Source organism: Asanoa iriomotensis (assembly GCF_016862515.1).
In the GTDB taxonomy this organism is placed as follows: Bacteria; Actinomycetota; Actinomycetes; order Mycobacteriales; family Micromonosporaceae; genus Asanoa; species Asanoa iriomotensis.
This window is the reverse complement of record NZ_BONC01000076.1, coordinates 1-12,241: the sequence shown is the minus strand read 5'-3', so window position 1 is coordinate 12,241 and position 12,241 is coordinate 1. Positions and strand designations below refer to the sequence as shown.

The window sequence follows — 12,241 nt, the reverse complement described above, 5'->3', positions numbered from 1 at the left end:
AGGCTTGTGATGGAGTTCGGCGAGGTCGTCCGCAAGCGGCGGATGGTCCGCGACTACGACCCGGACCGGCCGGTGCCGGCGGCCGTGGTCGACCGGTTGCTCGGCCACGCGATCCACGCCCCGTCCGCGGGCTTCTCGCAGGGCTGGGGCTTCCTGGTGCTCGACGAGCCCGCCGACCGGGACGCCTTCTGGGCGGCGACCACGCCGGAGGGTTGGGCGCCCAGCGGCTGGCTCGACGGCATGCGCCGGGCGCCGCTGCTGGTCGTGCCGCACTCCAACCAGTCCGCCTACCTCGACCGCTACGCCGAGCCCGACAAGGGCTGGACCGACCGCGACCCGGGCCGCTGGCCGGTGCCGTACTGGCACATCGACACCGGGATGGCGGCGCTGCTGATGCTGCTCACGGCCGTCGACGAGGGGCTGGGAGCGTGCTTCTTCGGCATTCCGGGCGAGCGGGTCGACGGCTACCGGAAGGCCTTCGGCGTGCCGGCGGAATTTACCCCGATCGGTGCCGTGACGATCGGCTACCGGGCACCCGATCGGCTGTCGCCGTCACTGAAAAGGGGCCGGCGTTCAGTTGATCAGGTGGTGCACCGGGGACGCTGGTCCTGAGACGGACATCGGGCCCGGGCCCCGTCGTTGCGCGGGTCGATAGGCTGAGCCAGCTGGCGGGCAGCCACCTAGCCGAGAGGAGCGGCGCGTGATCTTCAAGTCGGTGCGTGACGGCCGCCCCTACCCGGAGCACGGCTTGACGCTCAAGCAGTGGTCGGAGATCCCACCGCGGCCGCTGCGGCTCGACCAGCTCATCACCACCAAACGCGAGCTGGCGCTCGACAAGCTGCTGGCCGAGGACTCGACGTTCTACGGCGACCTGTTCCCGCACGTGGTGCAGTGGCACGGCGGCCTCTACCTGGAGGACGGCCTGCACCGAGCGCTGCGGGCCGCGCTGCAGCAGCGCAACCAGATCCACGCTCGGGTGCTCGTGCTGCCCACCGAATAAGGTGAGCGGCATGGACCCGCTGGAAATGCTCGACCTCGATGGGACCCTGTCCGCCGAAGACCGGGACATGCGTGCCGTGGTGCGCCAGGTGGTCGACGAGCGGGTCCGGCCTTACGTCGCCACCTGGTACGAGGACGGCCGCGTGCCGGTCCGCGAGTTGGCCGCCGAGTTCGGCAAGCTCGGCCTGCTCGGGATGCACCTGACCGGTTACGGCTGCGCGGGTGCCAGCGCCACCGCCTACGGCCTGGCCTGCCTGGAGCTGGAGGCCGGTGACTCGGGCGTCCGCTCGTTGGTGTCCGTGCAGGGCTCGCTGGCGATGTTCGCCATCCACCGGTTCGGCTCCGAGGAGCAGCGGCAGCGCTGGCTGCCGTCGATGGCGGCCGGCGAGGCGATCGGCTGCTTCGGGCTGACCGAGCCCGACCACGGCTCCGACCCGGCCGGGATGACCACCCGGGCTCGCCGCGACGGCTCCGACTGGGTGCTCGCCGGCGGCAAGATGTGGATCACCAACGCACCCGTCGCCGACGTCGCGGTGGTCTGGGCGCGCACCGACGACGGCATCCGCGGCTTCGCGGTGCCGATGGACACCCCCGGCGTCACGGCCCGCGAGATCAAGCACAAGATGTCGCTGCGCGCCTCGTCGACCGGCGAGATCGTGCTCGACGACGTCCGGCTGCCGCACGACGCCCAACTGCCTGGCGCCGAGGGGCTCAAGGCGCCGCTGTCGTGCCTGACCGAGGCCCGTTACGGCATCGTCTGGGGCGCGCTCGGCGCCGCCCGGGACTGCCTGACGACCGCGATCGACTACGCGGTCAGCCGCGAGCAGTTCGGCCGGCCGATCGCGGGGTTCCAGCTCACCCAGGCCAAGCTCGCCGACATGGCGGTCGAGCTGCAGAAGGGCTACCTGCTCGCGCGTCACCTCGGTGCGCTGGCCGACGCCGGCCGGCTGCGCCCCGAGCAGGTCAGCGTCGGCAAGCTCAACAACGTGCGCGAGGCGATCGCGATCGCCCGGCAATGCCGCACCATCCTCGGCGCCAACGGGATCAGTGCGGAATATCCGGTGTTGCGGCATGCGAACAACCTTGAGAGCGTGCTCACCTACGAGGGCACGAGCGAGGTGCACCAGCTCGTGATCGGACAGAAGCTCACCGGGTTGTCGGCCTTCGTTTAGGGGTGGCGCGCATCGGGGAAACTGTTCGCAGAAGGGACGGTGAGGTGGACAAATGACCAATATCGAGCCCACCCGCGAGTACCCCGAGGTCAAGACCGACGAGCGGAAACCAGACGATCCAGCCTGGACCGAAGAGGCCGAGCGCCGGCCACGGTGGCGCGGGCTGATCTGGCTGGCCGCGATCGTCGTCGTGCTGGTCGCGGGCGGCTTCGCGCTGAAGGCCGCCGACCTCCTGCCGAGCTGGCGCAACCCGTTCGCCCAGGAGACCACCGATCGCAGCCAGCCGCCGCTGCTGAAGTCGATCCAGGACCTGAGCCGCTACGTCGCCGCCGAGGGCAACTTCCAGGTCATCGTCGACAAGCAGACCAGCCGCGACAACGTCCCCGAGTTCCTGCTCAACGAGCGCACCCTGTTCGTCGGGGTCGGCTCGGTCGAGGCGTACGTGGACTTCGGCAAGATCGGCGAGGGCGCCATCGTGGAGTCCGCCGACGGCACGTCCGTGGAGGTCAAGCTCCCCGCCCCGCAGCTCGGCGACGTCAACCTCAACACGCAGGACAGCTACATCTTCGCCGAGGAGCGTGGCCTGGCGAATCGGCTCGGCGACCTGATCAAGCGCGACCCCAACCAGCAGGCCGAGGTCTATCGGTTGGCCGAGGAGAAGATCAAGGCCGCCGCGGTCGACAGTGGGCTCCAGGAGCGGGCCCGCGCCAACACCAAGTCGATGCTGGAAGGCATGCTCAAGTCGCTCGGCTACACGACGGTCACCATCACCTACACAGCGCCCTAAGGAACGGTCCGTTATTAACGGTTTCCGCATAGGAACGGTCCGTTGCCAACGCTGGGCGTTAACAACGGACCGTTCCTTTCACGCGTGGGTGGGGTAGCGGCCCTCGTCCGGCATCAGCACCCAGAGCGCCAGGTAGATGAGTACCTGCGGCCCGGGCAGCAGGCAGGACAGCACGAAAATCAGGCGCATCGTGTTGGGTCGCATCCCGAAGCGGCGGGCCAGCCCGCTGCACACGCCGGCGATCCAACGGTCGTCGCGGGGGCGGACGAGTCTCATCTGTAAGTCCCTTTCCCTTCATTCGGTCCTGATACCAACGGTAGAAACGGACATCAAGCCTGCCCTCGGCCCGTGGACGGATATCGGGAGCCGGCTTCCCGTAGGGAGTACCCCGATTGCGCGCGTATGCTCTCGCGCGGCGGCGGAAGAAATGGAGCACGCCGGTGATCAGCGCTTTCGACCTCTTCTCGGTCGGTATCGGGCCGTCGAGCTCGCACACGGTCGGCCCCATGCGGGCGGCCCGCACGTTCGTGGCCGGCCTGGCCGACGACGGCGTGCTCGGCCGGACCGTCCGGATCCGGGCGGAGCTGTTCGGCTCGCTCGGCGCGACCGGCCACGGGCACGGCAGCGACCGGGCCGTGCTGCTCGGGCTCGCCGGAGAGACGCCGGAGGGTGTCGACACCGACGAAGTGCCCAAGTTGGTCACCCGCACCGCGGAGAGTCGCCGGCTGGCCCTGCTCGGCCAGCACGAGATCGACTTCGCGCCGGCGGATGACGTGGTGCTGCACCGGCGGCGGTCGCTGCCCTACCACCCGAACGGCATGACCTTCGCGGCGTACGACGCCGACGGCGGCACCCTGCGCGAGCGCACCTACTACTCCGTCGGCGGCGGGTTCGTCGTCGACGAGGAGGCGGCGGGCGCCGACCGGATCAAGCCGGACACCACCCCGGTCCGCTATCCGTTCAGCACCGGCGCCGAGCTGCTCGCCCGTACCGCCGAAGCCGGGGGTTCGATCTCCGACGTGATGCTCGCCAACGAGCTGGCCTGGCGGTCGGAGGCCGAGGTCCGCGCCGGGCTGCTGGACATCTGGCGGGTCATGCGCGAGTGCGTCGAGCGCGGCTGTGAGCGCGACGGGACGCTGCCGGGTGGGCTCAAGGTCCGCCGCCGCGCCGCCGAGCTGCACCGCAAGCTCCGCTCGGAGCTGGCCGGCGACCCGCTGCGGGTGATGGACTGGGTGACGCTGTTCGCGCTGGCCGTCAACGAGGAGAACGCGGCCGGCGGCCGGGTCGTGACCGCACCGACCAACGGCGCCGCCGGCATCATCCCGGCGGTCCTGCACTACTACACGCGGTTCGTGCCCGAGGCGAACGCCGACGGGGTCGTCCGGTTCATGCTCGCCGCCGCGGCGATCGGCGTGCTCTTCAAGGAGAACGCCTCGATCTCCGGCGCCGAGGTCGGCTGCCAGGGCGAGGTCGGCTCGGCGTGCTCGATGGCCGCCGCCGGCCTAGCCGAAGCGCTTGGCGGCACGCCGGAGCAGGTGGAGAACGCCGCCGAGATCGGCATGGAGCACAACCTGGGTCTGACCTGCGACCCGGTCGGCGGCCTGGTGCAGATCCCGTGCATCGAGCGCAACGCGGTGGCCAGCATCAAGGCGATCACCGCGGCCCGGCTCGCGCTGCGCGGCGACGGCGTGCACCACGTTTCGCTGGACAAGGTCATCAAGACCATGCGCGAGACCGGGGCGGACATGAAGATCAAATACAAGGAGACGGCCCGCGGCGGGCTCGCCGTCAACGTCATCGAGTGCTGACCTCCTGCAGGCACCTGGCGGTGCAGACCTCCCGAGGCACCTGGCTGCCGCTTTACCGCTAGCGGGCGTTTACCGACTGCTAACCTATGGCGCGTCGACGGCTGGCCGTGCCCGTCGGTTAGACACGCGGGCGGAGGCGGCTGTGACATCGAGCGTGGTGACGTTGTGGGAAAACCGCAACGCCCTCGGTCTGCTGATCCGCCGAGACCTCACCGTCAAATACCAGCAGTCATTTCTCGGTTACCTGTGGTCACTGATCGAGCCGCTCGGCGTCGCCGCGATCTACTGGTTCGTCTTCGGCGTCCTCTACGGCACCGCCTCCGACCGGCACCTTGGTTCCGCCTCCGACTCGTACCCGTTGTTCCTGATCACGGGCATCTTCGCCTGGTCATGGGCGAACGCGGCGATGGGCGAGGCGACCAGCGCGCTCACCGGCCAGGCCCGGCTGATCACGACGATGAAGGTGGCCCGGCAGGTCTTCCCGATCGGCCGTGTGCTCGGCCGGTTCGCCGAGTTCGTCGCCGGCCTGCCGATCCTGGTCGTGCTCGCCGTCGCCTTCGGCCAGCTGCACTTCGACTGGCAGTTGCTCGCGCTGCCGCTGGCGGTGGTGCTGCAGACCGTCTTCCTGACCGGGCTCGCACTGCTGCTCTCGTCACTGAACGTGCTGCTCCGCGACGTCGAGCGGGTGATGCGACTCGGCCTGCGGGTGCTCTTCTACGCGACGCCGATCATCTATCCGCTGGCGCTGGTGCGGTCCGCGAACATGCCCGAGTGGATCAAGGACGCCTACGAGCTGAACCCGCTGGTCGGCATCATGGAGCTCTACCACGCGATCTGGTACCCGCAGATGTTCCCGAGCCTGACCCTGCTCGCCGTCACGGCCGGTGCCAGCGTGGTCCTGCTGGTCGGCGGCTGGTTCGTGTTCAGCCGCCTCGAGCCCGCCGTCCTCAAGGAGCTGTGATGAGCGCGCCGATCATCGAGGCTCAGGGGCTCGGGGTGAAGTTCGTCCGCAACCGCCGGCGGCAGCTTCGCATCCGCGAGATGTTCATCCACCGCGGCGGCCGGCAGCCCAACGCGGGCGTGTTCTGGCCCCTGCGCGACGTCAGCTTCGCCGTGCGGCCGGGTGACGCGGTCGGTGTCATCGGCCGCAACGGCACGGGCAAGAGCACGCTGTTGCGGCTGATCGCCGGCGTGCTGATCCAGGACGAGGGCAAGATCATCGTGCGCGGCAAGGTGGCACCGCTGCTCGAGCTCTCCGCGGGCTTCTCCAACGAGCTCACCGGCCGCGAGAACGTGCACCTGGTCGGCTCGCTGCACGGCCTGTCCAACAGCTTCCTCAAGAAGCACTTCGACGAGATCGTCGACTTCGCCGGCGACCAGGTGAGCAAGGCGATCGACACGCCGGTGCGGCACTACTCGTCGGGCATGAAGGTGCGGCTCGGCTTCTCGGTGATCGCCCGCCTGCCGCACCCGATCCTGCTCGTCGACGAGGTCATGGCGGTCGGCGACGCCGAGTTCCGCAAGAAGTGCTACGTCACCATCGACCGGCTGCTCGGCGAGGGCCGGACGCTGGTGCTGGTATCACACAACGAGGGCGATCTGACCCGGTTCTGCAACCGCGGCCTCTACTTCGAGCAGGGCAAGTTGGTCACGGACGGTACGGTTCAGGACGCTCTAGATGCCTACAACGGGGTGGTGCGCGCATGACGGTGGCGGTCCTGTTGCCGGGGCCGGACCCGGCGCTGCGGGATCGGCTCGCCGCCCAGCTTCGCGCGGCCGGCGCCCGCGAGGTCTACGACGAGCTCCCGGCCGGCCTGGCCGAGCCGGTGCTGATCTGCGCCGGCGACCTGGTCGCGCACGACGCGGTGATCCGCCACGTGGCCACCGTGCCGGGCCGCGGCACGGTCGCGCTGGTGCTGCCCGACGGCCCCGGCGAGCCGGTCCGCGAGGAACGCGGTCAGCTGGTCCCCGGAGACCCGGCAGTGCCTCCGATGGCGCCTGGTCCATCGGACGGCGCAGATCAAAACCCGAGGCCCCCGACGGGCGTCGCCGGTGGTCTGGTCCGGGTCGGGGTCGCCGATCTCCCGTTGCTCGGCGATCCGAGCAAACCGGTGGTCGCCGACCTGCTGGCCAACGGTGCCACGGTCACCGCGCACCGCGTGCGGCTCCTGGTCGCCCGCCGGGTCGCCTTCCCGGCGGAGATCCCCGCCGCGCAGGCCGCCGTGGCGCAGGTCGACTCCGACCGGGCCGAGTTGCGGCTCGCGGTCAAGGAGCAGGACGACTTCTTCACCACCTACTTCGTCAGCACGTGGTCCCCGCACGTGACCCGGGCGGCGGCCCGCCTGCGGCTGACACCCACCGGGGTCACCGCGATCTCGGTGGTGGTCGTCGCGGCCGCGGCTGGGCTGTTCGCCTTCGGCGGTGGGCGGCCGGCCTGGCTGCTCGCCGGCATCCTGCTCTACCTGGGCTTCGTGCTCGACTGCGTCGACGGCCAGTTGGCCCGCTACACCCGCACGTTCAGCGTGTTCGGCGGCTGGCTCGACACGGTGGCCGACCGGGCCAAGGAATACCTGGTCTACGCCGGGCTGGGCGCGGGCGCGGCAGCCGCGGGCGTCGACGGCGCCTGGACGCTGGCGATCGCCGCGATCGGCCTGCAGACCGTCCGGCACATGACCGACACCTGGTACGGCACCCTGCACGACGTCGCCGCCCGGGCGCCCAGCGCGGCCCCGGTGGCGGCCGGCGGCGTGGCGGGCCGGCTCGGTGCCGTGTCCGCCCGGGTGCGCGCCGACACGGGCTCGGTGGGCTACTGGCTCAAGCGCACCGCCGCCTTCCCGATCGGCGAGCGGTGGGCGGTGATGGCCCTGCTCGGCGCGCTGTTCGGCCCGCGGGTCGCGCTGGTCGGCGTGCTGGCCGGCATCGTGCTCGCGTTCGCCTACACGCTCGGGCTGCGTACCCTGCGCGCCCGTGGCATGCGGGTGTCCGCCTTCGCCGGCGTCGCGGCCGGCGAGCAGCGCGACGACGGCCCCCTTGCCCGGCAGCTCAGCCGGTTCGGTGCCGGCGGGCCGCTGGCCGGCGCCGTCGCCGCGGTGGTGGTCGCCGTGCTGTTCCTGGTGGGCGCGTACGCCGGGCTCGCCGGCGGCGAACTGCGCACGGTGACGCTCAGCGCCGCGGTCGCCCTGCTGGTGGCCGCCCTGCCGGCCGCCGCGCCGCACGACCGGCCCCTGCACTATCTGGTGCCCGCCGCGCTGCGGGCCGCCGAGTACCTCTTCGTGATCGCCGTCGGAGTGGGCTACGACGTGCCGCCCTGGGCCACGTTCCTGCTGCTCTTCGCGCTCGCGCTGTGGCATTACGACCTGACGGCCCGCCTGGAGAAGCGCGAGGCCGGCGGTTGGCTGCACCGGTGGGGTCTCGGCTGGGACGCGAGAGTCCTGGTGCTCGCGCTCGGCGCTGCCTTCGGCGCTGCGGCAGCGACGACCGTTACGATCGCTTCTTACCTGTTGTCTGCTTTTGTGTTGGGCAGTGTGATCTGGTGGCGCGAACGGGCGGAGTCGGCAGCCCTCTGATCAGCTTCATCGTTCCGGTCTACAACGTCCGGTCCTACCTGCGCCAATGCCTTGACTCCATGCTCGCCGACAGCTCGGTGCCCGTCGAGCTGATCGCGGTCGACGACCGGTCCACCGACGGCAGCGCCGAGGTGCTGGCCGAGTACGCGGCCCGCGACCCCCGCGTCACCGTGCTGACGCTGGACCGCAACGGCGGCCAGGGCCCGGCCCGCAACCGGGGGCTGGAGCAGGCCACCGGCGACTACGTCTGGTTCGTCGACAGCGACGACTGGCTGGCCGACGGCATCGTGCCCGCGGTCGCGGCCCGGATCGCCGACCTCGACCCCGACGTCGTGGTCGTCGACCACGTGCGGGCGCACTGGGACGGCCGGGTCGACCCCTCGCTGAATCGGTTCGCCCGCACGCCCGAGGTCTTCGCGCTGCACGAGTGGCCGCGCGCGATCGAGATCCTGCACACCCCGTGGAACAAGATCGTCCGCCGCTCGCTGCTGCTCGGCACCGGCTTCCGGTTCCGGACCGGGTGGTACGAGGACATTCCGTTCACGTACCGCGTGCTGATGGCCGCCGACCGGATCACCCTGCTCGATCGGGTCGGCGTGCACTATCGACAGCGCCGCGTCGGCGCGGCCACCCGTACGGTCGGCGAAGGGCACTTCGCGATCTTCACCAACTGGTCCGAGGTCTTCGACACGTTCGACGACGGCCGGCCGGGCGCGGCCCTGCTCCGCAAGCTGCTGTTCCGCCGGATGATCTGGCACTTCCTGGTGGTGCGTGGCAACGAGGACCGGCTGCCCGACGAGCTCCGCGCCCGGTTCTTCGGCGAGATGACCGCGCACTACCACCGCTATCTGCCCGCGGGCGGTTACCCGGCGCCGGGCGGTATGGAGGGCGTGAAGCACCGGCTGGTGGCCGGCGGGCGGCACCACACGTTCCAGGCGCTGCGGTTCGGGTTCCGGCGGGCGCAGGAGGCCCGGGCGACCGGCGAGGTCGCGGCGCGGGCCGGCAACCGCGGCCGGCGGGTGGCCAGGCTCGGCCGGGCCGCCGTGCTGCGCGCCTACTACCACGCTGAGCTGCGCCGCCCGCTGGACCCGAACCTGGCGCTGTACGCCGCCTACTGGTACCGCGGTTACGCGTGCAACCCGGCGGCGATCTACGAGACGGCCAAGGACCTGGCGCCGGGCGTACGCGGAGTCTGGGTGGTCCGCCGCGACAAGGTCGGCACGCTGCCGCCCGGCGTGCCCTACGTGGTGGCCGGCACCCGCGCCTACTTCCGGGCGCTGGCCCAGGCGACGTACCTGGTCAACAACGTCAACTGGCCCAACTACGTGGTCAAGCGCCCGGGCAGCACGCACGTCATGACCCACCACGGCACGCCGCTCAAGGTGATGGGCATCGACCAGCAGGACTACCCGGGCGGCGTGCAGGACCCGGACTTCGCCGGTCAGTTGCGCCGGGCCGACCGCTGGGACTACAGCGTCACCGCGAACGCGTTCACCACGCAGGCGTGGGAGCGCGCGTACCCGTGCCGCTACCGGACGCTGGAGACCGGCTACCCGCGCAACGACCGGCTCGCCCTGGCCACCGCCGGCGAGGTCGCCCGGGTCCGCGCGGAGTTGGGCATCGAGCCCGGGCAGCGGGTCGTGCTCTACGCCGCGACCCACCGGGAGCACCTGCCCGGCTATCACCCCCCGTTCGACCCCGAGCGGGTACGCGCGGCGGCGGGGCCGGACGCGGTGCTGCTGATCCGCAGCCATTACTTCCGCGACCGGGCGGTCGCCGCGCCGGCGCCGGCGGACCTGCCGGGCGTGCGCGACGTCTCCGCGCACCCGTCGGTCGAGGACCTCTACCTCGCCGCGGACGTGCTGATCACGGACTACTCGTCGGTGATGTTCGACTACGCCGTGCTCGACCGGCCGATCGTCATCTACGCGCCGGACTGGGAGGCGTACCGGATGATCCGGGGTGTCTACTTCGACATCGTGGCCGAGCCGCCCGGCGCGGTCGCACTGACCCTCGACGACCTGGTCGACACGCTGCGCACCGGCGCCTTCGAGAGCGACGCGGCGACCAAGGCCCGCAGCGAGTTCCGCGGCCGGTTCACCACGTTGGAGGACGGGCGGGCGGCGGAGCGGGTCATCGCGACGGTCTTCGGCGACTGATCATGCTGACCGTCGTGGTACCCGTGCACAACGTCGCCGCCTACCTCGACACCTGCCTCGAATCCCTGGCACACCAGACGCACCGGGATCTCGACGTGGTGCTGGTGGACGACGGCTCGACGGACGGCAGCGGGGAGATCGCGGCCGCCTGGCCCGCCCGGGACCCGCGGTTCCGGCTGGTGCGGCAGGACAACCGGGGGCTCGGCGCGGCCCGCAACGCCGGTGCGGCGCTGGCCACCGGGGACTACCTCGCCTTCGTGGACGCCGATGACGTGCTGCCGCCGTACGCGTTCGAAGTGTTGGTCAACGCCCTGGAGCGGACCGGTTCCGACTTCGCCAGCGGCAACGTCCGGCTGCTCACCGACGGCGAGTTGACGCCCTCGCCGCTGCACCGCGGCACGCACCGGGTGACCCGGCTGGCGGCCGACCCGCGCCAGCACCGCTACCTGCTCTACGACCGGCTCGCCTGCAACAAGGTGTGGCGGCGCGCGTTCTGGGGCGACACGGCGTTTCCGGAGGGCGTGCACTACGAGGACATCCCGGTGACGGTGCCGCTCTACGGGCGGGCCCGCGCGGTGGACGTGGTCGAGGTGCCGGTCTACTACTGGCGGCAGCGGCCGGCCGGCGACCCGTCGATCAGCCAGCGGCTCGCCGAGCCGCGCAACCTCGAGGACCGGTTCGCCGCGGTCACCAGCGCGCGCCGCGACCTTTCCGACGCGTTCGCCGATTGGTACGCGGAGACCGCCCTGCAGAGCGACCTGCGGCTGGTGCTGGAGGTGCTGCCGGACACCGACGACGCGTACCGGGCCCTGTTCCGCAAGCTCGCCAGCGCCTTTCTGACCGATGTGGACGCCGAGGTGCTGACCCGGCTGCCGAGCCGGCTGGCCACGGCCTGGCGGCTCGCCCGGGACGGCGACCTGGACGCGCTGCTCCGGCTGGTCGAGTCGGTGCGCGGTGCGGGCAACGGGATGGCCGCCTGGCGCGACCCGGCGCCGCCGGTCGCCCGGGCCGGCGCGCTGAGCTGGTCCGGTGGCCGGCTCCGGATCGGGCTGGCCGACGCTCCCGCGCTGGCCCTGCTGTGGCTGCGCGAGACCGCGTCCGGCAACCGGGCGGTGCTGCTGCCGGCCGTGGGCGGTGCCGGCACGGTGCACGCGTCCCGCCTGCGCGACCGGCGACGCTGGGTGCCGGGGGAGTGGACCGTCAACGTGGCGCCGCCACGGGCGACGCTGCGGGTGACCGATCCCGTCGCGCTGCCGTCCCGCTGGGTCGACAGGGAGACGCTGGTGGCGCCGGTCGTCCGTGGCGAGGTGCTGCGGCTCGTGGTGGACCGCCCGACGGTGGTCGCGGCCGAGGCCGGCGAGGACGCGGGGGACCTCTACGTGGACGGTTTCGGCGAGCTGACGCCCGGCACCGAGATCGAGTTCCAGCGGGCGCCGGGCGTGCCGTCGTCGGTGTTCCCGCTCGTGATCGCCGGTCCGAAGTGGATCGCCCGGGTGCCGATGCCCGATCTGGTGGCCGGCATCGGCACACCCGCGCTCCCGGGCGAGCCGCCGGAGAGCTGGCTCGTGGCGCTGCGGGGTCCCGACGGGGTCGCGGTGCCGCTGCTCGCGCGGTTGCGCTGGACACCGGCCCCGGCGGGCCGCTTCGTGGTGGACGCGACCGACCGCGGCGTGCTGCGCCTGACCGCGGTGGGTTAGGGCGTGTCCTGCCGATCAACGTGAGCCGAGTCGGAGTCCAGGCGTCGTCTGGT

11 protein-coding genes are annotated in these 12,241 nt (G+C 71.6%); 10 read left to right on the top strand and 1 reads right to left on the bottom strand.

The window, feature by feature from the left end:
* Window positions 1–9 precede the first annotated feature (9 nt).
* The 4 genes from Air01nite_RS34515 (at window position 10) to Air01nite_RS34500 (ending at window position 2,958) form a co-directional block, all read left to right on the top strand.
* Window positions 10–612 (top strand): nitroreductase family protein, encoded by a 603-nt coding sequence (locus tag Air01nite_RS34515; protein ID WP_203707578.1) that lies wholly within the window; start codon window positions 10–12, stop codon window positions 610–612.
* 88 nt (window positions 613–700) lie between these two features.
* On the top strand, window positions 701–1,000 hold the full coding sequence (locus Air01nite_RS34510) for a type II toxin-antitoxin system VapB family antitoxin (protein ID WP_203707577.1): 300 nt from the start codon (window positions 701–703) through the stop codon (window positions 998–1,000).
* Window positions 1,001–1,010: 10 nt separating this feature from the next.
* On the top strand, window positions 1,011–2,171 hold the full coding sequence (locus Air01nite_RS34505) for an acyl-CoA dehydrogenase family protein (protein ID WP_203707576.1): 1,161 nt from the start codon (window positions 1,011–1,013) through the stop codon (window positions 2,169–2,171).
* Between the two features lie 52 nt (window positions 2,172–2,223).
* Window positions 2,224–2,958: a DUF4230 domain-containing protein gene (locus tag Air01nite_RS34500; RefSeq protein WP_203707575.1), complete on the top strand. Its 735-nt coding sequence runs from the start codon at window positions 2,224–2,226 to the stop codon at window positions 2,956–2,958.
* A gap of 78 nt (window positions 2,959–3,036) precedes the next feature.
* Here Air01nite_RS34500 and Air01nite_RS34495 read toward each other — a convergent pair whose 3' ends face one another.
* Window positions 3,037–3,234 (bottom strand): PspC domain-containing protein, encoded by a 198-nt coding sequence (locus Air01nite_RS34495; RefSeq protein ID WP_203707574.1) that lies wholly within the window; start codon window positions 3,232–3,234, stop codon window positions 3,037–3,039.
* A 164-nt stretch (window positions 3,235–3,398) separates the two neighbouring features.
* On the opposite strand from Air01nite_RS34495, the gene Air01nite_RS34490 reads away from it, so the two are divergent.
* From Air01nite_RS34490 to Air01nite_RS34465, 6 genes are all read left to right on the top strand, one after another.
* Window positions 3,399–4,766: an L-serine ammonia-lyase gene (locus tag Air01nite_RS34490; RefSeq protein ID WP_203707573.1), complete on the top strand. Its 1,368-nt coding sequence runs from the start codon at window positions 3,399–3,401 to the stop codon at window positions 4,764–4,766.
* A gap of 142 nt (window positions 4,767–4,908) precedes the next feature.
* Window positions 4,909–5,727, top strand: a complete 819-nt coding sequence (locus tag Air01nite_RS34485; RefSeq protein ID WP_203707572.1) for an ABC transporter permease — start codon at window positions 4,909–4,911, stop codon at window positions 5,725–5,727.
* Entirely contained in the window at window positions 5,727–6,473 is a 747-nt protein-coding gene (locus tag Air01nite_RS34480; protein ID WP_203707571.1) for an ABC transporter ATP-binding protein, read from the top strand. Before Air01nite_RS34485 ends, Air01nite_RS34480 begins: the two co-directional genes overlap by 1 nt.
* Window positions 6,470–8,332: a DUF5941 domain-containing protein gene (locus Air01nite_RS34475; RefSeq protein ID WP_203707570.1), complete on the top strand. Its 1,863-nt coding sequence runs from the start codon at window positions 6,470–6,472 to the stop codon at window positions 8,330–8,332. Before Air01nite_RS34480 ends, Air01nite_RS34475 begins: the two co-directional genes overlap by 4 nt.
* Complete coding sequence (locus Air01nite_RS34470) at window positions 8,299–10,491, top strand: bifunctional glycosyltransferase/CDP-glycerol:glycerophosphate glycerophosphotransferase (RefSeq protein WP_239091168.1); 2,193 nt, start codon at window positions 8,299–8,301, stop codon at window positions 10,489–10,491. Before Air01nite_RS34475 ends, Air01nite_RS34470 begins: the two co-directional genes overlap by 34 nt.
* Before the next feature lie 2 nt (window positions 10,492–10,493).
* Window positions 10,494–12,188 carry a glycosyltransferase gene (locus tag Air01nite_RS34465; protein WP_203707569.1) on the top strand — a complete coding sequence of 565 codons (1,695 nt, stop codon included), beginning with the start codon at window positions 10,494–10,496 and terminating at the stop codon, window positions 12,186–12,188.
* Window positions 12,189–12,241: the final 53 nt, after the last annotated feature.